We start from the raw sequence: 20103 nt of genomic DNA on the forward strand, positions 1-20103 counted from the left end.
CGCGCGAAGCGGCAGCGCCCCGCACGGTCGGCCAGTGGCCGAATGCGCAATGGCGGCCTCCGCCGGTCACAGGCTCCGGTTGCGTCACGCGAAACTACCGCGGCGAGCTGGCTTGCTAAGGCGCAATTTTCGTGTTGCAATCGCTTCACAATCGGATTGCGGCCGTTCGACTGTGCGTTTCGCGACGTTGATATCCAAGGCTTCGAGAGGCGAAACTTCGGACTTGAAGACTTTGGATCTGAAGACCCCCGAATTGAACAGACAGCGGAAAGCCCGCTTGTGGCGTGGCACGTGGAAAACGTGGCCGCGTCTTTTTTATGTCTAAACTGGGAGAGAGACGATGCCGAAGGGTACCGTCAAATGGTTCAACCCGACCAAAGGATACGGGTTCATCAAGCCGGCCGTCGGCGACAAGGATGTGTTCGTCCACATCTCGGCGGTCGAGCGCGCCGGACTGAGCACACTCAACGAGAACCAGACCGTCGAGTACGAGCTGGTGGAGAACCGCGGCAAGGCGTCGGCAGAGAACCTCAAGGTTCACTGAACGTCGCTGTCGGCGGATTTCATCCTGATGCCTCCCCGGGCCGCATCACCCCGGGGGATTACCCTCGGCGCGAGCGTGCCCTAGCTCTGCGGCGCGATCAGCGTGCTGTCGGTCGCAGCGCTGCCCTGCGTCTTGCAGAGCTCGCCTTCGAGCTTCAGCCGGCCGGACGCCAGGAGCCGCAGCGCCTCCGGATAGATGCGATGCTCGATTCCGATCACGCGTGCGGCGAGCGTCTCCGGCGTGTCGTCGTCAGCCACCGTGACTGCGCCCTGCATCACGATCGGACCGGCATCGGTCTCCGGGATCACGAAATGCACCGTCGCTCCCGACAGCTTGACGCCTGCGCGCAACGCCTGGCCGTGCGGATCGAGGCCGGGGAAACAGGGCAGCAGCGACGGATGGATGTTGAGCATCCGGCCGTGCCAGTGCCGGGCGAAATCGGCGGTAAACAGCCGCATGAAGCCGCCGAGGCAGATCAGCTCAACCTGCCTGTCGTCGAGCGCTTTCTGCAGCACCGCCTCGAAGCCGGCGCGATCCTTGCCGAACGGCTTGCTCTCGATGACGATGGTCGGAATGCCGCTCGCGGCCGCCTTCTCGAGCCCGCCTGCGTCGGCGCGGTTGGAGATCACGGCCACGATCTCGGCCGGAAAATCTGCGGCCTTGGCAGCCTCGATCAGCGCGGCCATGTTGGAGCCGCGGCCGGAAATGAGAATGGCAACGCGGCGCTTCATCGCGAGAGATCGAGATGACCGTTATAGACCACGCGATGCTCACCCTTGGCTTCGATCACCTCACCGAGCAGCGTCACGGTCTCGCCGCCGGCGGTGAAGGCCTCGGTCACCGCATCGACCGAGTCCGGCTTGACGATCGCGATCATGCCGATGCCGCAGTTGAAGGTGCGCAGCAGCTCGAGCTCCGCGATGCCGCCCTGCTCGGCCAGCCATTTGAACACCGGGAGGACCGGCAGCCGCGCGAGATCGATGCCGACGCCGAGATGCTTCGGCAGCACGCGCGGAATGTTGTCGGTGAAGCCGCCGCCGGTGATGTGGGCGAGCCCCTTCACCGCGCCGGTCTCGCGGATCGCGCGCAGGCAGGACTTCACATAGAGCTTGGTCGGCGTCAGCAGCGCTGCGCCGAGCGTCATGACCGGCGCGAACGGCGCCGGCGCGTCATAGGCAGCGCCGGATTGCTCGACGATCTTGCGCACCAGCGAATAGCCGTTGGAGTGCACGCCCGAGGAGGCAAGGCCGATCACGGCGTCGCCCGCGGCCATATCGGCCGTCGGCAACAGGGTGCCGCGCTCGGCCGCGCCGACCGCAAAGCCGCCGAGGTCGTAATCGCCGTCCTTGTAGAGGCCGGGCATCTCGGCGGTCTCGCCGCCGATCAGCGCGCAGCCGGATTCGCGGCAGCCCTCGGCGATCCCCGCGACGATCTGTGCGGTGGCCTCCGGATGGAGCTTGCCACAGGCGAAATAGTCGAGGAAGAACAGCGGTTCCGCGCCCTGCACGACGAGGTCGTTGACCGACATCGCGACCAGGTCGATGCCGATGCCGCCATGGATGCCGGTCTCGATCGCGATCTTCAGCTTGGTGCCAACGCCGTCGGTCGCAGCCACCAGGACCGGGTCCTTGAAGCCGGCGGCCTTGAGGTCAAACAGCCCGCCGAATCCGCCGATCTCGGCGTCGGCGCCCGGCCGCGCGGTGGCCCGCACCATCGGCTTGATCAGATCGACCAGACGATTGCCGGCGTCGATATCGACACCCGAATCCGCGTAAGTGAGCCCGTTTTTGCGCTCGGTCATGCCCAATTCCAGATGATCAGGGGCTGGTTACGAGGAATTCCGCCCCCGCGCAATGGCTCGCGGCAATGCTGCTGCGATACTATGTAGATAACATCCGGCCACTGCGCAAAAGAGCCGGATATCGAGTAAAATCAGGCTTCTAGCCGGGAAGCGATTCAAGTTGAGCATTCCGAATATCATCACCCTCGGCCGCATCATCCTGGTGCCGGTGATCGTCTGGGCCATCGTGTCCAGCCAGATGGAGATCGCGTTCGCGATCTTCGTGATCGCCGGCGTCTCGGACGCGGTCGACGGTTTCCTCGCCAAGCGCTTCAACATGACGAGCGAGCTCGGCGCCCTGCTCGACCCGCTCGCCGACAAGGCGCTGCTGGTGTCGATCTATGTCGCGCTCGGAATCTGGGGCGCGGTGCCGCGCTGGATCGTGATTCTGGTGGTGTCGCGCGACATCATGATCGTCTCCGCCGTGATTGTGTCATGGTTGTTCGACAAGCCGGTCGAGATGAAGCCGCTGATGGTGTCGAAGCTCAACACGGTGGCGCAGGTCGCGTTCGCGGCTTTGGTGCTGGCCTCGCTCGGCTTCGGCTTCCAGCCGCACCCTTACGACCTGATCCTGATGGGCCTCGTCACGATCTTTACTTTGGGTTCGGTGTCCCTCTATCTCGTGGAGTGGGTGCGGCACATGAGCACGATCGAAGCTCGGTAGGCATGATCCGGAAAAGTGGAAGCCGGTTTTCCCGCGACAAACGCGAAGCGCTTACGCAGAGATCATGCTAAAATGAAGTGGTTTGGAGACTTGCGTGGCCGGTAGCGTTCAACCTCGTCAATTGGCCTTGGCCCTGCCGCACGAGGAGAAACTGACCCGCGACGATTTCCTTGAGGGGCCCGTCAATGAGGCGGCGCTGGCGCTGATCGACGGCTGGCCCGACTGGCCGAACCGAATCATGCTGCTGGTGGGACCGGACGGCTCCGGCAAGAGCCACCTCGCCGCGATCTGGGCCGAGAACGCCGGCGCGCGCTCGACCGCCGCGCATGCGCTGACCGCTGAGGCGGTGCCGACCGCGCTTGCGACCGGCGCGCTGGTGGTCGAGGACCTTAGGCCGTCGGATTTCGACGAGCGCGCGATGTTCCATCTGATGAATCTCGCGCGCCAGGACGACGCCTTTGTACTGATCACGGCGCGCATTCCGCCGTCGGCGTTCGAGATCGAATTGCGCGATCTGCGCTCCCGGCTCCGCGCGGTGCCGACGGTGACACTGCTGCCGCCCGACGACCAGCTGTTCCGCGGCCTGATCGTAAAATTCTGCGCCGACCGCCAGATGAACGTGGACGAGCCGCTGGTCAGCTACCTCTGCAACCGGATCGAGCGCTCCTACGTTGCCGTCCGGCAGGCGGTCGAGCTCCTGGATACCGAGGCGCTGCGGCTCGGCCGTCCGGTAACGCGGGCGCTGGCGGCGGAGCTGTTGCGCGATGCCTGACGGGTCCCGCGGCTTGACGGCGCAGGCCGGCGGAACATCAATGTCATCGAAACGTCATCGCAATATCACATGGTCTGTGCGGCCCTCGGCTACACCGCTCCGGCTCCCTGCCCCGAATTGGACCAGCACTTGATGGACTCGGCACAAGCTACTGAAATCAAAGAAAAAGAGGCGGAGCTGCCCGCCGTCCCCGCGATCGCATCCAGCCCCGAGCGATTCATCAACCGGGAGCTCTCCTGGCTGCACTTCAACCGGCGGGTGCTCGAGGAATCGGTCAATACCGGCCATCCCGTGCTGGAGCGGGTCCGCTTCCTGTCGATTTCGGCGAATAACCTTGACGAGTTCTTCATGGTCCGCGTTGCCGGCATCAAGGCGCAGGTCCGCGAGGGCATTGCCGAGCGCAGCCCGGACGGCCTGCTGCCGGCCGAGCAGCTCGTGATGATCAACAAGACCGTGTCGCAGCTCGCCTCCGACCAGCAGGCGATCTGGAGTGATCTGCGGGATATCCTGTCCAAGGTCGGCATCCAGCTGGTCGATGGCCGCGACGTCACCAAGTCCGAACGCACCTGGATCGAGGATCACTTCCTCCACAATATCTTCCCGCTGCTGACGCCGCTGGCGATCGACCCGGCGCATCCCTTCCCCTTCATCCCGAACCTCGGCTTCACCGTGGCGCTGCAATTGTCGCGGATCTCCGACGGCAAGGCGATGAACGCGCTGATCCGCATGCCCGGCAAGATCGACCGCTTCATCCGCCTTCCCTCCACGAAGGAAAGCGGTCCGGCGCGGCTGATCACACTCGAGCAGGCCACTGGTCTGTTCATCGGCCGCCTGTTCCCCGGCTACACCGTCAAGGGCCAGGGTGCGTTCCGCATCATCAGGGACTCCGAACTCGAAATCGAGGAAGAAGCCGAAGACCTCGTTCGCCTGTTTGAGACGGCGCTGAAGCGCCGCCGGCGCGGATCGGTGATCCGGCTCGAGATCGAAGCCAAGATGCCCGAAGAGCTGCGCAGCTTCGTGCAGCACGCCTTGTCGGCAGCGAACGATGAAGTGATCCTGGTCGATGGCGTGCTCGCGATGAACGAGCTGTCGCAGCTCACCCGCCTCGATCGCCCCGACCTCGAATTCCCGCCCTATGTGCCGCGCCATCCCGAACGGGTGCGCGATCATGGCGGCGATATCTTCGCCGCTATCCGGCAGAAGGACCTCGTGGTCCATCACCCCTACGAATCCTTCGACGTCGTCGTGCAGTTCCTGCAGCAAGCGGCGCGTGATCCTGACGTGGTCGCGATCAAGCAGACGCTCTACCGTACCTCGAACAATTCGCCGATCGTGCGCGCGCTGGCGGATGCCGCCGAGGCCGGCAAGTCGGTGACCGCGCTGATCGAATTGAAGGCGCGCTTCGACGAGGAGGCCAATATCCGCTGGGCCCGCGATCTCGAGCGCGCCGGCGTGCAGGTGGTCTACGGCTTCATCGAACTGAAGACGCACGCCAAGCTGTCGATGGTGGTGCGCCGCGAGGGCGGCAATCTCACGACCTATGTACACACCGGCACCGGCAACTATCATCCGGTCACCGCGCGCATCTACACCGACGTCTCCTACTTCACGTCGGACCCGATCATCGGCCGCGACGCCGCGCGGGTGTTCAACTACATCACCGGCTATGCCGAGCCGAGCGACATCGAGAAGATGGCGGTGTCGCCGCTGACATTGCGCAAGCGGATCATCGAGCACATCCACGGCGAGATCGCCCACGTCAAACATGGCCGGCCCGGCGCGATCTGGATGAAGATGAACGCGCTGGTCGATCCCGACATCATCGACGCCCTGTACGAGGCCTCGCAGGCCGGCGTCTCGATCGAGCTCGTGGTGCGCGGCATCTGCTGCCTGCGGCCGGGGCTGCCGGGATTGTCGGAGAATATTCGCGTCAAATCGGTGATCGGCCGGTTCCTGGAACACGGCCGGATCTATTGCTTCGGCATGGGTCAGGGCCTGCCGAGCACAAAAGCTGCTGTGTATATCTCGTCCGCCGACATGATGCCGCGGAACCTCGACCGCCGCGTCGAGGTTCTCTGTCCGCTGCAAAATCCCACGGTGCATCAGCAGGTTCTCGAACAGATCATGGTCGCGAACCTGAAGGACACCGAGCAGAGCTGGCAATTGTTGCCGGACGGGTCGTCAACGCGTATGAAGGCCGCGAAAGGCGAAGAGCCGTTCAACCTGCATGACTACTTCATGACAAATCCGAGTCTGTCCGGCCGTGGTAAGTCTCTCAAGGAATCTTCACCGCGCCGGCTCACGCGTCGCAACGAGCGTCAGCAGCCATCGTCTTAAGGGGGCTTTCCTGTGAAGCGGCCGCGGAAGCGCGCTTCCAGCGTCGCTGTGATCGATATCGGCTCGAACTCGGTTCGTCTCGTGGTCTACGAGGCGATGGCGCGCAGCCTCGTCATGATCTTCAACGAGAAGGCGCTGTGCGGGCTCGGCCGCGAGGTGCAGAGCACCGGCCTGCTCGCGACCGATGCGGTCAACAAGGCGCTCACCGCGCTGCGCCGCTTTCGCGCACTGTGCAGGATCCAGCAGGTCGGCCGCGTCTACGCGATCGCGACCGCGGCCTGCCGCGACGCCAAGAACGGTCCGGACTTCATCGCCAAGGCCGAGCGCATCTGCGGCGCCAAGATCGAGATTCTGTCCGGACCGCGTGAAGCGAAACTGTCCGCGCTCGGCGTCGTGTCGGGCGTGCACAATCCGAACGGCATCGTCGGCGATCTCGGCGGCGGCTCGCTCGAACTGATCGACGTCAAGGGCAACCGCGTGCGCAGCGGCGTGACGCTGCCGCTCGGCAGCCTCGCGCTGCAGGACCTCTCGGACAAATCGATCAAGCGCGCGGAGCGCATCGTCAAGAACGAGTTGCTCGGCGTCGCCCAGCTCAAGACCGGCCGCGGCCGCACCTTCTACGCGGTCGGCGGCACCTGGCGTGCGCTGGCGCGCATTCACATCATCCAGAGCGGTTATCCGCTCAAAGTGATGCACGGCTACTCGATCCCGGCGGCCGACGCACTCGACTTCGCGCAGCGGCTGCGGCGGCTGGCGGCCACCAACATGCTGGCCAACATCGAGTCGGTCGCCGATGCGCGGCGGCCGCTACTTGCCTATGCCGCGCTTGTGCTCGAATACATCATCCGCGTCGCGCAGCCGAAGACCATCGTGTTCTCGACCTTCGGCGTGCGCGAAGGCCTGCTCTACGAGATGCTGCCGCAGGCCGAGCGCGCCAAGGACGGGCTGGTCTGCGCCGCGCAGAACCTCAACGAACTGCTGTCGCGCTCGGCCCGCCACGCCCAGGAGCTGACGGCGTGGACCGACCGGCTGGTGCGCGTCGTCAGGCTGCGCGAGACCGAGGAAGACCGCAGGCTGCGTCACGTCGCCTGCCTGCTCTCCGACATCGGCTGGCGCGTGCATCCCGATCATCGCGGCGAGGAAACCCTCAGCCTGATCATGAACGGCAATTTCGGCTCGATCACCCATCAGGGGCGCGCCTTCGTCGCGCTCTCGGTGTTCTATCGCTACGCCGGCCTCAGCGAGGAAAACGAACCGCCGTCGCAGATCCGCGCGCTGGTGACGCCGGCGATGGACGAGCGCGCGCGCGTGCTCGGCGCCGCGTTCCGCGTCGCGCATCTGATCACGGCGGCGCGCACCGGCGTGCTGCCGGCAACCCATTTCCGCACGCAAGGCCGCAAGTTGATGCTGGTGTTCGAGCACCGGATGGTGGATCTGGTCGCCGACCGTGTCGGCAGCCGCTTCAAGCAATTGGCGCGGCTGGTCGGGCGTTCCGGCTCGATTGTGCGGCGCTAACCTTGGGCCTTGCATCAAGCGACTTGGGTGCCCGTCAGTCCCGCGATTTTCTTGAAATGAGCGACCGCAGCGCGTGCGCCCGCCGTCTTGGTGAGAAGGTCGAGCGTCTCATCGCCGTCGTCGCTGACCGGCGTGAGCGCGCGGTCAAGATAGTTGCCGGCCCCCGGGGTGTAGGCGATGACCGTTTTCCAGATCAACAACCGTCCGATCGCCACGGTGAGGACGCTGTGCTTCACGAGCGTCTCGCAACCAAAGCGCAGCCAGAACAGCCAGGGGTTCTCGCGCGGCAAGCCTGGTCGCCGCTCGGACGGATGCTTGAGGCGGAAAATCCCACCCTGAAGGGGATGTACCTTTTCGAGGCGATCCGTCGTCGAAAAAGTGAGTAGGTACTTTGCGAGATTGCCGATCGGAACGCCGGTGGCCGCGGCGCGTCGCAGCAGAACCTTCATGTGCTTGGGCGTATAATAGAGCTGCCAGGCCTCGTGATAGATGTCCTGCCACTCTTGCTTGCTCATCTTGGGATGGGCCGTACAGACGTGTTCGACATCGTAGCTGTTGAGGTCCGCTTCCATGGCTGTGCCGTTTTTCCAGAGCGTCTGGTGATCTTCAGAGCCGGGCAGCGGCGTCAGACAAAAGAACTCGAGAAGGTCGATCGGCAGTTCTTCCTGGATGATGGCGATGTCGCGTTTGATTGTCTCCGGCGTGTCGGCTGGAAAGCCCAGGATATAGCCCGCGATGGTCAAGATGCCCTGCTCCTTCCAGGCCAGCAGCATCTTTCGATACTCGGTGATCTTGTTCTGCCGCTTCTTCGCTAGCGCAAGATTGTCGGGGTTGATGTTTTCAAGTCCAATGAAGACCTTTGTTACTCCGGCGCGTTTTGCCTTTTCCATGAAGTTGGGGATCTTGTGGCATAGCGTGTCGACCTGGATCATCAGGCCGAGCGGGATGCCGTCCATTTCGCGGAGCTGGATGAGGCGATCGAAGGTCGATTCCCACTCTTTGTTGCGCGCAAAGTTATCGTCGGTGATGAAGAATTTTCGAATGCCTTGGGCCCAGTTGAGGCGCACGATGTGCTCTACATCGTCGGCCGATCGGTAGCGCGATTTGCGGCCTTGCACGTTGATAATGGTACAAAACGAGCACTGGTAGGGGCAGCCGCGGCCGGCATCGAAACTGGCGCTGGAGCCAAGCGTCCGTTCGATATATCGCTTCGGGAGGAACGGCACCGGCACGCCGTCCATGCCCGGCAACTCTTTCATGTGGTTGTAGAGCGGCGCGAGGCGTCCCGCGGCTACGTCGGCAATGACGGATTCAAGACGCCCTTCGGCTTCACCCGCGAATATGGCGACGCCCATCTCCCGGCAAGCGTCGAGTTCCACGGCGCGGCCATCCAGCATCGACAGGCAGCCTGAGACATGAAAACCACCGATGGCAACCGCAATCCCGGCTGCCCGGAACGAACGGGCGATGTCGAGGGCGCGCGGATATTGGTTCGATTGAACACCGATCAGGGCCACACATCCGAACCCGCCGTGACTCCTGAAGCGGCGTAGCAGCGCCGGGATGTCGATGCGCGTATTGGTCTCGTCGATGGCTTCAATATCAAAATCGACATCGGGCCCGAGCACCCGGCGTTCGGCGCAATCCGCCGCAATGCCATACACGGCCGCCAGCGAATTCGACGGCGTCATGGCGCGCCACCATCGGATCACGTATCCGTCGTCATCGTAGTGAGACGGCTTGACCAGGATGAGCTGAAAGCGTCGCCTCGCCGCTATATCGGAATGCAGCACTCACTGTCTCCTGATTGGCGCGGTGCGAAACTTGAACACCGCGGCGGCTCATCTGCTGAAATCCACATCAGCAGCGGCGCCCGGCATCGGTGCCTACTGATCAGTGCTTTCAGCTTTCATTTCGCCCTGCAGCCCGACCGATGAGTGTGAATTCGGATGGATCGAGATGTCCGTCGCGGTTGCGATCGGTCAGGGCAAACAGCCGTGCAAGGTAACTCTTCCACTCATCGCAGGTGTGGATGACGTTATGATTGGCGGCCCAGATGTCGGGTCATCTTTTGATGCCGCGGGCGTCGCCGCGAGCCGCAGGAACGGACTGTCCAGAAGCATCGCATGCAGTTCGGGCGGAATTAAGGGCAGATCCGATATCAGAGATGCGCCGTTACAAATCAGGGATCACCCAGCGGCCCTGTACCGGGCGACGTCGAGGACCGGACCAAGCGATCGCTCGAGGGCCTCTGCCCCGTCACACCGCCTTGGCGGCGTGCTTGGCCTTCCGGACCGCATGGCGGCGCCAGAGCGATCCCGCAACCAACACAACGACGATGCCAAGCACCGCGAGCGTGATCTCGCCGCCGTTGCCGCCATGGCCGAATTGCGGCGACATCCCGACTGCGGCCAGCCAGGAATCGAGCTTGGCGCCGAGCGATCCGGCGAACAGCGCATCCAGCTTCGGATGCACCGCCGGATCGGTCGCGATGACGTCGCCCGCGATCCAGCCGAGCAGCGCGGCACCGGCCCAGACCAGGACCGGCAGCTTGTTGAGCAGCGCCATGATCAACGCCGCACCGGCCACGATCAGGGGAACGCTGATCGCAAGTCCGAGCACCAGCAGCGGCACGCTGCCGTTGGCGGCGGCGGCTACCGCGATCACATTGTCGAGGCTCATCACGATGTCGGCGACGACAACGATCTGAACCGCGGCCCACAGATGCGAGGCCGCATGCACGCTGTCCTCGTCCTCCTGCTCCGGCACCAAGAGCTTGGCGGCGATCACGATCAGCGCCAGTCCGCCGACCAGCTTCAGGTAGGGAAGCTCCATCAGGCTGGCGACGATGCCGGTGAAGATGACGCGCAGCAGCACCGCCGCGGCGGCGCCGAGAATCATACCCCACAGCCGTTGGCGCGGCGCGAGCCCGCGGCAGGCGAGCGCGATCACGAGCGCGTTGTCGCCCGACAGCAGAACGTTGATCCAGATGATCTTGCCGACGGCGACCCAGAAGGTCGGCGTCGCCATCTCGTTCTTGAACTGGGTGAAGAACGCGCCGATGTTCGCGGGATCAAAGATCTGCCACAGCCAGTCCACAGCGAGTCCTATTCGGCCTTGCGGCCGCCCCTGGCGGAGGTCGTCCGCCGCTCCCCGGTTTAGTTCGACACGGTCCCGTCAGAGGACCGTGCCACCTTCAGTTAAACGGCGTTAGCCGACGATCTCGTTGCCGGCGAAGAATTGCGCGATCTCGATCACCGCGGTTTCCGGCGCATCCGAACCGTGCACCGAATTCTCGCCGATCGACTTCGCATAGAGCTTGCGGATGGTGCCTTCGGCGGCCTTCGACGGATCGGTCGCGCCCATCACGTCGCGATATTTGGGGATCGCGCCCTCGCCTTCCAGCACCTGAACCACCACCGGGCCCGAGGTCATGAAGTCGACCAGCTCGCCGAAGAACGGGCGCGCCTTGTGAACGGCGTAGAAGGTCTCGGCCTGGCCGCGGGTCATGCGGATGCGCTTCTGCGCCACGACCCGCAGGCCCGCCTTCTCGATCACCGCATTGACCGCGCCGGTCAGGTTGCGCTCGGTGGCGTCGGGCTTGATGATCGAAAAGGTGCGTTCAATCGCCATGATTTCGTCCTTGTAAACGGTGGCTGGGAGTTGCCGGGGCTTATATCGGCGCGATGGGGTAACGGCAAGCGCCCCTGTGACGCGTTAGCCTTTAGTTTTGATGCATTTTCACGACAAAAACCGTCGTCCGGGCGGTCCCCGGACAAATGCTGGGTCAGCCGACTTACCGCGATTTCACCTAAGTGAACCCATCCTGTCAGCGCCGTGCCGCTGTCGTTCAGCTCACCCCGCCTAGGCTCTCCATCGATCGGACGCCTTGCCGGCCCACCCGCAAGCCTCACAGGACGTCTCGGGAAACGATGTCACCGCGGGCGCAACGCGCCCATACCTCGAGGAGACGATCATGTTACGCAAAATTTCGCTTGCCGCAGTCGCCGCGATTTCGCTCGGTGCCGCGGCGCTCGCCCCGACCTCCGCCTCGGCCTGGGGTGGTTGGCATGGCGGCTGGCACGGTGGATGGCATCACGGCTGGTGGGGCGGCCCGCGCGTCATCGTCGGAGGTCCCGCCTACTACGGCGGATATGGCTACGGTGGCGGCTGCTATGTCCGCCGCGTGGTGCCGACCCCGTGGGGTCCGCGCAGGCGCCTGGTCAACCGCTGCTACTGATCTGACTTCCCCCTATGCTCCCCTGACTTGTCTCAGCCCCGGCCCTGCGCCGGGGCTTTTTCACGTCTACGGGAACCCGCACCACTGTGACGCTCCGCACTACTTCCAGGCGAGAGCAAGGCTGGACGGAAACCAAATTCGGGGTCGCGACTTGTTATGGCGAGAATTGACTCCAACACGCGAGGTGGAACTCGCCGAAAGACGTGCCAATGACCCAGATCGACAACGATCCAGATCAAATCGATCACAAGACCTGCCGTTACATCTGCGATGCCGTGGGTGAACGGCTTCGACAGAATATCCGGCCGGAGCCGGCGCTTTCGTCCCGCCTGCAGCGATTGCTCGACGAGATGCGTCGACGGGAAAACGATCAGCATTAGATGTTGTGGGCTGTCCAGCAGCCCAGTTGCGCTTTTCCAACAGCTCCAAAGAGACTTTACGAAGAGATTTTACGAACAGATGGGTTGCGTTTGGCAGCGGGTCCGGTGACAACGCTGCATGCTCTCCATCACTGACATCTCGGTCCGGATCGCCGGACGGCTGTTGATCGATCACAGTTCTGTGCAGATTGTGCCCGGCGCACGGGTCGGATTTGTCGGCCGCAACGGCGTCGGCAAGTCGACGCTGTTTCATGCCATCCGCGGTGACCTTCCGGTCGAGAGCGGCAGCATTGCGCTGCCGCCGCGCTGGCGGATCGGCAGCCTCGCGCAGGAAGCGCCCGACGGCCCCGAAAGCCTGATCAATGTCGTGCTGAAGGCCGATCTCGAACGCGACGCGCTGCTGCGCGAGGCGGAGACTGCGCACGATCCGCATCGGATTGCCGATATCCAGACCCGGCTGGTCGACATCGACGCCCATTCGGCTCCTGCCCGTGCCGCGGCGATCCTCTCCGGCCTAGGCTTCTCGACAGCCGACCAGGCACGGCCATGCGCGGAATTTTCCGGCGGCTGGCGCATGCGCGTGGCGCTGGCGGCGACGCTGTTCTCCGCGCCCGATCTGCTGCTGCTGGACGAACCGACCAACTATCTCGATCTCGAAGGCACGTTGTGGCTGGAGAACCACCTCGCCACCTATCCGCGCACCGTAATCGTAATCAGCCACGACCGCGATCTGCTGGACACCTCGGTCGATCAGATCCTGCACCTCGATCGCGGCAAGCTGACGCTCTACAAGGGCACCTATTCCTCGTTCGAGGAGCAGCGCGCCTCGCGCGAATTGCTCGACGCCAAGCACGCCAAGCGCCAGGCCGACGAGCGCAAGCGCCTGCAGGATTTCGTCGACCGCTTCAAGGCCAAGGCCTCGAAGGCGCGGCAGGCGCAGTCGCGCGTCAAGATGCTGGAGCGGATGAAGCCGATCACCGCGCTGGTGACCCAGGATGTTCGCGAGATCTCGTTTCCGGCGCCGGAGAAGCTGCTGTCGCCGCCGATCATCGCCGTCGATGACGTCTCGGTCGGCTACGAGCCCGGCAAGCCGGTGCTCAATCGCGTGACGCTGCGCGTCGACACCGATGACCGCATCGCGCTGCTCGGCTCCAACGGCAACGGCAAGTCGACGCTGGTCAAGCTGCTGGCGGGCAAGCTCGCGCCGTTCTCGGGGAGAATCACCAAGGCGGACAAGCTGTCGGTCGGCTATTTCGCCCAGCATCAGGTCGACGAACTCAATCTCGACGGCTCGCCCTATGATCACATCCGCAAGCTGATGCCCGAAGCGCCGGAGAGCAAGGTGCGCGGCCGCGTCGGCGCGATCGGCTTCTCCGGCAAGGCCGGCGACACGCTGGTGAGGAGCCTGTCGGGCGGCGAGAAGGCGCGGCTGCTGCTTGGGCTCGCGACGTTCTACGGCCCGAACATGATCATCCTGGACGAGCCGACCAACCATCTCGATATCGACAGCCGCGCCGCGCTGGCGGAAGCGATCAACGACTTCCCCGGCGCCGTGATGATGGTCTCGCACGATCGCTATCTGATCGAGGCCTGCGCGGACCGGTTGTGGGTCGTGGCCAACCAGACCGTGACCACCTACGACGGCGATCTCGACGACTATCGACGCATGATCCTGTCGGCCAATGACGGCCGCCCGGCATCACGCGAGCGCGTCAAGGAGCCGGCACGGCCCGAACGCAACCGCAATGACAAGCGCTCTTCACCGAGGCAACGGATCACGCAGGCCGAGGCCGAAATCGAGCGCATCAACGGCATCATTGGCAAGATCGATACCGCGCTGGCGCTGCCCGATATTTTCACGCGCGATCCCAAACAGGCCGCACAGCTGACCAAGGCGCGTGCCGGCGCGGAAACCGCATTGCAGCGCGCCGAGGAAGAGTGGCTGGAAGCCAGCGCCGAACTTGACGAGGCCGCGAACTAGATTTGATCCGCCGGGCGGAGCCACATATCCGGTGTCGTCCCTGCGAAAGCAGGGACCCATAACCACAGATGGTCATTGTTGCGCGATCGTCGAACGACGAGTCCCCTTAACCACATCCGCCGCGGAGTATGGGTCCCTGCTTTCGCAGGGACGACGTGCGGAGGGAGCCTGGGCTCTCATTCTTACCGGTGTTATGCCCGCGCATGCAGGCGTCGACCTGCCGCTGCGGCAAAAATGCTCTAGCTGTGCGCGGTCTTTTTCTTCTTCGGCTTGACTGCCTTCGGCTCCGGCGCGGGATCCGGGCCACGCTCGACCGACGTCAGACGCCCTGAGCTGAACGTATAGATACCGGCGCGCGCACCGCGCGACCAGGTCACGACTGCGACGCGCCCGCCGCCCGGCCCGCTCGACAAGTTCACACTGTCGGGGGCACCGATGCCGCGCACGACGTCGCATTCGGTGTGACCAAGCGCGACGCTGCCGCCCGTCGGCTGCGGCGGCGGTGCCGCGGCAGCCCCGTCGGCCAACGCGTTCGCACCGGCGGCACCGGCCGGCGGCGCCATGCCCGGACAGCCTCCGTCAGCACTGACGAGATCGTCGTTGGTCACGGGCTTGTCCGGCGTAAGCGGCGGCGATTCGATCGAGATGTTGCGAATGAACACCCGTCCGGGACGCGAGAACCAATCCGCGTCGCGCGAAAAAATGTCGGATCCGCTCGAGCAGCCGGCAAGACCCGGCGCAAGCACCAGCAAGGCCAGCAGCGACTTCCGACTGAATGTTCCGTCTCGCACGATCGACAAGGCTCCTGACCCCTTTACCTAAGGGCTTGTCCGAACATCACTTTGCGGCATGACCGTGGCCCGCCCCGGGAAACTCGAAGGAAACCTCGAATTATCATTAATTCGTCGATATCGCTATTGGCGCTGCCAGCGTCCCCGCTCGTCGGTCTGCCAATAGGTGACCTCGAAGCCGCGGGCTTTGCAAGCGGTCCAGCTTTCCCTGGCCGAAGCCAGCGCGTCGGGGTCGTCGCCGTTGAACACGAGCACCACCCGCTCGTAGCTGTCGCAGTCGGCCGGGAGCGCCGCGTTGTCGACCAGGAAGCGGACATTGGCCCGGTTCGGATTGCCCTCCTCGATCGACAGGATGATCGGCTGGTCCTGCGCGTCGGCCACGCGCGAGGTCGCGTGCGGCAGGAACGAATCGTCGCTGTAGGTCCACAGATGCGCGTCGAGCGTCTCGGCGCGTTCCTGCGACGTCGATTGCACGACCACGCGCCAGCCGCGCTCGAGTGACTTCTCGAGCAGCGGCGGCAGCACGCTTTCCAGCGTCATGTTCTGCAGATGGTAGAACAGAACCTCGGTCATGCGGCGGCCGACACTCTATTTCTTGGCCTCATAATACTCGGAGACCAGCCGCTCGAGCAGCCGGACGCCATAACCAGAACCCCAGCTCTGATTGATCTCCGTCTTCGGCGCGCCCATCGCGGTGCCGGCGATGTCGAGATGGGCCCAGGGCGTGCCGTCGACGAAACGCTGCAGGAATTGCGCGGCCGTGATCGAGCCGCCATTGCGCCCGCCGGTGTTCTTCATGTCGGCGAATTGCGAGTCGATCTGCTTGTCGTATTCGGGACCGAGCGGCATGCGCCACACTTTCTCGCCGGTCTCCAGCCCGACCTTGGCCAGCCGTTCGGCGAGTTCGTCATTGTTGGAGAACATGCCGGCGTGGTCGGTGCCGAGCGCGACCATGATGGCGCCGGTCAGCGTTGCAAGATCGACCATGAATTTCGGCTTGAACTTTTTGGCGACGTACCAGAGCACGTCGGCGAGCACGAGGCGCCCCTCGGCGTCGGTGTTGATGATTTCGATGGTCTGGCCCGACATCGAGGTGACGATGTCGCCGGGACGCTGGGCATTGCCGTCGGGCATGTTCTCGACGAGGCCGATGGCGCCGACCGCGTTGACGCGGGCCTTGCGCACGGCGAGCGCGTGCATCAGCCCGACCACGCAGGCTGCGCCGCCCATGTCACCCTTCATATCCTCCATGCCGCCGGCCGACTTGATGGAGATGCCGCCGGTGTCGAAGCAGACGCCCTTGCCGACGAACGCGACCGGCGCCTCGCTCTTCTTGCCGCCGTTCCAGCGCATGATCACGGTGCGACCGGGCCGCGCCGATCCCTGCGCGACGCCGAGCAGCGCGCCCATGCCGAGCTTGGTCATCGCCTTGACGTCGAGCACCTCGACACTGACCCCGAGCTTGCGAAGCTGGCTTGCGCGACGCGCGAACTCTTCGGGGTACAGTACGTTCGGCGGCTCGTTGACGAGCTCACGCGCCAGGTTCACGCCGTCGACAATGGAGGCCTCGGGCGCGAAGGCCTTCTTGGCGGCAGCAACATCGTCGACCGCAATCGAGACGTCGGCCCGCACGGCGCCGTCCTCGTCCTTCTTCCTGGTCTTGTAGCGGTCGAACTTGTAAGCGCGCAGGCGGATGCCGGTGGCGATCGCCGCCGCCTGGCCAGCCGCCATCGCGGCATCGGGCAGTTCGGCGAAGACGGTCATCGCAGCGCTGCCGGCGTTCAGCTTGCCGGCCGCCACACCGCCGAATTTGAGAAAATCCTTCTCCTTGAGGTCGGCCGGCGTGCCGGTGCCGATCACGATCAGCCGCTCGACCTTGATTCCCTCCGGCGCCAGGATGTCGAGGGTTGCCCCGCTCTTGCCCTTGAACTGGTTGGCGGCCGCGGCCCGCTTCACCGTCTCGGCGGCAGCTCCCAGCGCCTTCCGGGTGGCGGCTCCCAGCTTCAACTGCTCGTCGCAAAAGACCACCAGAATGCCGCGAGCAGACGCGGAGAATGGGACAAAGCCGACCTTGACGGCGTCGGACATAGGAAAATCCTCCAGAACTCAGGGTGTTGCTCGGACCTGAGGCGGTCCTTCCGGCACGCGGGGTGAGCATTGCGATAGCGGTCCGGAATGCCCCGGACCGAGCTTGTGACACACTATGACCTGTCGGCCGCGCTGCTGCCAAGCGCCGGAGTGGCCGGAAGGTCACAAAAGCGAATAATTAACCATAAATTAAGCGCGCCTTGGCTCGGCCATTTTGTTGATGGATCAAAGGGATGGTAGTGAGAGTGTGAGCCGGACGGGTCCGCGGCTCGACCAAAGGGGAACCCGGGTTGACGGGATTGGTCGAAAGCCGTGCGTTTTGGTGTGCGAAGGGGGTCGTTGGGGGTCGTGCGGTAGCGATGGGGTCGATCGACAAGTACATCTTCAAGACGACGCTGGCGTCGTTTGCGCTTGTCCTGGTCAGCCTCACCGGCGTGATCTGGATTACGCAGGCGTTGCGCGGCATCGACCTGATGACGAGCCAGGGTCAGACCATCCTGACCTTCCTCGGCATCACCGGTCTCGTGATCCCGGCCCTGGTCCTGATCATCGCCCCGATCGCGCTGATGATCGCGATCTCCCACACGCTGAACAAGCTCGCGACCGATTCCGAAATCATCGTGATGAACGCGGCGGGCTTCTCGCCGTTCCGGCTGTTCCGGCCGTTCTTCTTTGCCACCTGCGTGGTCGCGGCGCTGGTCGCCTTCATCGGCGCCTATCTCGCCCCCGACGGCATGCGCCGAATCAAGCAGTGGGATGCCGAGATCACCGCCGACGTGCTGACCAACATCCTGCAGCCCGGCCGCTTTGCCCAGCTCGACCAGAATCTGACGATTCGCATCCGCGAGCGCCTGCCCGGCGGCGTGCTCGGCGGCGTCTTCGTCGACGACCGCCGCGATCCGCAGCAGCGCGTCACCATCGTCGCCGACCACGGCACCGTGCTGAAGAACGAGAGCGGCTCGTATCTCGTGCTGGAGGACGGCAATCTTGAGCGATTCGAAGTCGGCAAGCGCGATCCGACGCTGGTGGTGTTTCAGCGCTACGCCTTCGACATGTCGAAATTCTCGCAGGGCCGCGACGTCACGCTCGGGATTCGCGAACGTTACCTCTGGGAACTGATGTGGCCGGACGAGAACGATCAGACCTATCAACAGCTGTCGGGCCAGTTCTTCGCCGAGCTGCATGATCGCTTCATGGCGCCGATCTATCCGTTCGCATTCGCTGCCCTCACCTTTGCCTTCCTCGGTGCGCCGCGCACCACGCGCCAAAGCCGCAATTTCTCGATCGGCGGCTCGGTGTTCGCGGTGTTCGGGCTGCGCATGGTCGGATTCGCCTGCTCCGTCGTGGCGGTGAAGTCGCCGCTGGCGGCGCTGGTGCAGTATCTGATGCTGTTCGGCGGCATCGCCATCGGCATCTGGATGATCGTCGGCGGTGTGGTCGTCGAGCCGCCGGCGGCGCTGATGGAAGCGATCAACAGGAACAACGAGCGCATTGCGCGCCTCTTCGGGAGGCCGGCAACCGCATGAGCATAGTGACAAACACGCTCGGACGTTACTTCGCCGGCCGCTTCGTCGTCGCGGCGGTGGGCGTGTTCGCGGGCATCTTCGTGCTGCTCGTGCTGGTCGACTACATCGAGATGGTGCGCAAGACGTCGGGCCTCGTCGGGGCCTCCGCGATCACGGTCGCGGAGACCTCGCTGTTTCGCGTGCCGCAACTGCTCGAGAAGCTGATGCCGTTCTGCGTGCTGATCGGCGCGATGACCTGCTATCTCGCTTTGTCGCGGCGGCTGGAGCTCGTCGTGGCGCGCGCCGCCGGCGTGTCGGCCTGGCAATTCATCTCGCCGGCGCTGGTCAGTGCGATCGTGCTCGGCGTCTTCGCGACCACGGCCTACAATCCGGTGTCGGCCAATCTGCGCGAGCTGTCCAAACGCATGGAGGCCGAGCTGTTCGGCTCGGCGCCGGGCGGCGGCATCCAGGATGCGGCCGGCTTCTGGCTGAACCAGATCAACGATGAGGGTCAGGCGATCATCAATGCGGCCCGCAGCGAGCAGCAGGGCGTCCGGCTGACCGGCCTCACCGTGTTTCGATTCGATACGGCGCTGCAGTTCAAGGAGCGAATCGAAGCCCGCGAAGCGGCGCTCGAAGAAGGGCGCTGGGTGTTCAAGGGCGTACGCAGATACACCCTCGACAAGCCTCCGCAGGACCAGGACACCTTCTACCTGACCACCACCCTTACTCCGGCACAGGTGCGCAACAGTTTCTCCACCCCCGAAACTGTGTCCTTTTGGCAACTGCCGACCTACATCCGTTCGTCGGAGAGTTCGGGGTTCGCGACGGCGGGCTATCGCTTGCAGTATCAAAAGCTCATCGCGCAGCCATTTTTGCTGGCTGCGATGGTGATGTTGGCGGCTTCTGTGAGCCTTCGTTTCTTCCGGATGGGCGGCGTGCAGAAGATGGTTTTGAGTGGCGTGGGCGCAGGCTTTCTGCTCTACGTTCTGTCGAAAGTAACTGAAGATTTGAGCAAGGCTGAGTTGATGCATCCCATCGCTGCGGCGTGGTTGCCTGTCGTTGTGGGTAGCCTCACCGGCTTCTTAGCCTTGCTGTACCAGGAGGACGGGTAGTGGCTACAGTCGCCGCCCGCCAGTTGATGTCGCCTGCATTCGGGCGGCGCAGTGCCCTGCGCCGTCAACGGAGCCGCGTGGCCGCTTTTGGCGCCTCGATCTCCGCCCTCCTCACCGCGCTCGTCGTGGTCAGCGCGCTCGACATCGTCGTGGCGACGCCGGCGCACGCGCAGTCCTTCACCTACAATCCGCGTCCGCCGAAGCCGACCCGCCCGCCGGCCAAGAACGACGGGCAGATGCTCGTTCAGGCGACCGAGGTCGATTACGACTACAACAACAGCCGCATCTCGGCCGTCGGCAACGTGCAGATGTTCTACAACGGCACCAGCGT

At 64.1% G+C, this 20103-nt stretch carries 18 protein-coding genes and 1 pseudogene; 11 read left to right on the plus strand and 8 right to left on the minus strand.

The genetic code is table 11. The features are described 5' to 3' along the window. The first annotated feature begins 340 nt into the window (after positions 1 to 340). The gene (locus K359_RS0127985) at positions 341 to 544 is read left to right on the plus strand and encodes a cold-shock protein (RefSeq protein ID WP_021079877.1); all 204 of its coding nucleotides are present in this window, start codon (positions 341 to 343) and stop codon (positions 542 to 544) included. A gap of 80 nt (positions 545 to 624) precedes the next feature. Here K359_RS0127985 and purN read toward each other — a convergent pair whose 3' ends face one another. Both purN and purM read right to left on the minus strand, forming a co-directional pair. Continuing rightward, positions 625 to 1275 carry a phosphoribosylglycinamide formyltransferase gene (purN, locus tag K359_RS0127990; RefSeq protein ID WP_029082280.1) on the minus strand — a complete coding sequence of 217 codons (651 nt, stop codon included), beginning with the start codon at positions 1273 to 1275 and terminating at the stop codon, positions 625 to 627. Continuing rightward, positions 1272 to 2345 carry a phosphoribosylformylglycinamidine cyclo-ligase gene (gene purM, locus K359_RS0127995; protein WP_029082281.1) on the minus strand — a complete coding sequence of 358 codons (1074 nt, stop codon included), beginning with the start codon at positions 2343 to 2345 and terminating at the stop codon, positions 1272 to 1274. Before purM ends, purN begins: the two co-directional genes overlap by 4 nt. Positions 2346 to 2505: 160 nt before the next feature. Here purM and K359_RS0128000 point away from each other — a divergent pair, with 160 nt between their 5' ends. The 4 genes from K359_RS0128000 to ppx all read left to right on the plus strand — a co-directional run bounded on the left by K359_RS0128000 (position 2506) and on the right by ppx (position 7672). Beyond that, positions 2506 to 3048, plus strand: coding sequence for a CDP-alcohol phosphatidyltransferase family protein (locus K359_RS0128000; RefSeq protein ID WP_028332358.1), 543 nt, complete (start codon positions 2506 to 2508; stop codon positions 3046 to 3048). A 94-nt stretch (positions 3049 to 3142) separates the two neighbouring features. Further along, positions 3143 to 3820, plus strand: coding sequence for a DnaA ATPase domain-containing protein (locus tag K359_RS0128005; RefSeq protein ID WP_029082282.1), 678 nt, complete (start codon positions 3143 to 3145; stop codon positions 3818 to 3820). Positions 3821 to 3952: 132 nt separating this feature from the next. Next, on the plus strand, positions 3953 to 6157 hold the full coding sequence (locus K359_RS0128010; protein WP_029082283.1) for an RNA degradosome polyphosphate kinase: 2205 nt from the start codon (positions 3953 to 3955) through the stop codon (positions 6155 to 6157). A gap of 12 nt (positions 6158 to 6169) precedes the next feature. After that, positions 6170 to 7672 (plus strand): exopolyphosphatase, encoded by a 1503-nt coding sequence (gene ppx / locus K359_RS0128015; RefSeq protein WP_029082284.1) that lies wholly within the window; start codon positions 6170 to 6172, stop codon positions 7670 to 7672. Between the two features lie 14 nt (positions 7673 to 7686). Here the strand turns inward: ppx and K359_RS0128020 are convergent, their stop codons facing one another. The 3 genes from K359_RS0128020 to ndk form a co-directional block, all read right to left on the minus strand. Continuing rightward, complete coding sequence (locus K359_RS0128020) at positions 7687 to 9465, minus strand: radical SAM protein (protein WP_029082285.1); 1779 nt, start codon at positions 9463 to 9465, stop codon at positions 7687 to 7689. 466 nt (positions 9466 to 9931) lie between these two features. Further along, positions 9932 to 10771, minus strand: coding sequence for a TerC family protein (locus tag K359_RS0128025; protein ID WP_029082286.1), 840 nt, complete (start codon positions 10769 to 10771; stop codon positions 9932 to 9934). 111 nt (positions 10772 to 10882) lie between these two features. Continuing rightward, a complete protein-coding gene (ndk, locus tag K359_RS0128030; RefSeq protein WP_029082287.1) occupies positions 10883 to 11305 on the minus strand; it encodes a nucleoside-diphosphate kinase in 423 nt (140 codons plus the stop codon). Positions 11306 to 11648: 343 nt separating this feature from the next. Between ndk and K359_RS0128035 the strand changes: the two genes are divergently transcribed. From K359_RS0128035 to K359_RS0128045, 3 genes are all read left to right on the plus strand, one after another. Then, positions 11649 to 11912 (plus strand): hypothetical protein, encoded by a 264-nt coding sequence (locus tag K359_RS0128035; RefSeq protein WP_029082288.1) that lies wholly within the window; start codon positions 11649 to 11651, stop codon positions 11910 to 11912. Between the two features lie 209 nt (positions 11913 to 12121). Next, positions 12122 to 12292, plus strand: a complete 171-nt coding sequence (locus tag K359_RS63435; RefSeq protein WP_165123390.1) for a hypothetical protein — start codon at positions 12122 to 12124, stop codon at positions 12290 to 12292. Between the two features lie 118 nt (positions 12293 to 12410). Continuing rightward, positions 12411 to 14273 (plus strand): ABC-F family ATP-binding cassette domain-containing protein, encoded by a 1863-nt coding sequence (locus tag K359_RS0128045; RefSeq protein ID WP_029082289.1) that lies wholly within the window; start codon positions 12411 to 12413, stop codon positions 14271 to 14273. Between the two features lie 239 nt (positions 14274 to 14512). Here the strand turns inward: K359_RS0128045 and K359_RS0128050 are convergent, their stop codons facing one another. The 3 genes from K359_RS0128050 to K359_RS0128060 form a co-directional block, all read right to left on the minus strand. Further along, positions 14513 to 15073, minus strand: coding sequence for a hypothetical protein (locus K359_RS0128050; protein WP_156928694.1), 561 nt, complete (start codon positions 15071 to 15073; stop codon positions 14513 to 14515). A 114-nt stretch (positions 15074 to 15187) separates the two neighbouring features. Next, positions 15188 to 15637 carry a DNA polymerase III subunit chi gene (locus K359_RS0128055; protein WP_029082291.1) on the minus strand — a complete coding sequence of 150 codons (450 nt, stop codon included), beginning with the start codon at positions 15635 to 15637 and terminating at the stop codon, positions 15188 to 15190. A gap of 15 nt (positions 15638 to 15652) precedes the next feature. Beyond that, positions 15653 to 17152: a leucyl aminopeptidase gene (locus K359_RS0128060; RefSeq protein ID WP_029082292.1), complete on the minus strand. Its 1500-nt coding sequence runs from the start codon at positions 17150 to 17152 to the stop codon at positions 15653 to 15655. Between the two features lie 359 nt (positions 17153 to 17511). Here K359_RS0128060 and lptF point away from each other — a divergent pair, with 359 nt between their 5' ends. From lptF to K359_RS0128075, 3 genes and pseudogenes are all read left to right on the plus strand, one after another. Then, entirely contained in the window at positions 17512 to 18678 is a 1167-nt protein-coding gene (lptF, locus tag K359_RS0128065; protein ID WP_029082293.1) for an LPS export ABC transporter permease LptF, read from the plus strand. Continuing rightward, a complete protein-coding gene (gene lptG / locus K359_RS0128070) occupies positions 18675 to 19772 on the plus strand; it encodes an LPS export ABC transporter permease LptG (RefSeq protein ID WP_029082294.1) in 1098 nt (365 codons plus the stop codon). The genes lptF and lptG overlap by 4 nt, the downstream gene beginning before the upstream one ends. A gap of 26 nt (positions 19773 to 19798) precedes the next feature. Further along, a pseudogene (locus K359_RS0128075) lies at positions 19799 to 20103 on the plus strand (LPS-assembly protein LptD); the annotation flags it as partial.

The sequence above is a fragment of the Bradyrhizobium sp. th-b2 genome (assembly GCF_000426785.1).
GTDB lineage: Bacteria > Pseudomonadota > Alphaproteobacteria > Rhizobiales > Xanthobacteraceae > Bradyrhizobium > Bradyrhizobium septentrionale.

Excerpts from the sequence above, each read along its gene's own strand:
- K359_RS63435 (WP_165123390.1), top strand. The coding sequence starts at position 12,122 with ATGACCCAGATCGACAACGATCCAGATCAAATCGATCACAAGACCTGC.
- K359_RS0127985 (WP_021079877.1), top strand. The coding sequence starts at position 341 with ATGCCGAAGGGTACCGTCAAATGGTTCAACCCGACCAAAGGATACGGG.
- K359_RS0128060 (WP_029082292.1), bottom strand. The coding sequence starts at position 17,152 with ATGTCCGACGCCGTCAAGGTCGGCTTTGTCCCATTCTCCGCGTCTGCT.
- purM (WP_029082281.1), bottom strand. The coding sequence starts at position 2,345 with ATGACCGAGCGCAAAAACGGGCTCACTTACGCGGATTCGGGTGTCGAT.
- K359_RS0128035 (WP_029082288.1), top strand. The coding sequence starts at position 11,649 with ATGTTACGCAAAATTTCGCTTGCCGCAGTCGCCGCGATTTCGCTCGGT.
- ndk (WP_029082287.1), bottom strand. The coding sequence starts at position 11,305 with ATGGCGATTGAACGCACCTTTTCGATCATCAAGCCCGACGCCACCGAG.
- K359_RS0128055 (WP_029082291.1), bottom strand. The coding sequence starts at position 15,637 with ATGACCGAGGTTCTGTTCTACCATCTGCAGAACATGACGCTGGAAAGC.
- K359_RS0128045 (WP_029082289.1), top strand. The coding sequence starts at position 12,411 with ATGCTCTCCATCACTGACATCTCGGTCCGGATCGCCGGACGGCTGTTG.
- K359_RS0128010 (WP_029082283.1), top strand. The coding sequence starts at position 3,953 with ATGGACTCGGCACAAGCTACTGAAATCAAAGAAAAAGAGGCGGAGCTG.
- lptG (WP_029082294.1), top strand. The coding sequence starts at position 18,675 with ATGAGCATAGTGACAAACACGCTCGGACGTTACTTCGCCGGCCGCTTC.
- purN (WP_029082280.1), bottom strand. The coding sequence starts at position 1,275 with ATGAAGCGCCGCGTTGCCATTCTCATTTCCGGCCGCGGCTCCAACATG.
- lptF (WP_029082293.1), top strand. The coding sequence starts at position 17,512 with ATGGGGTCGATCGACAAGTACATCTTCAAGACGACGCTGGCGTCGTTT.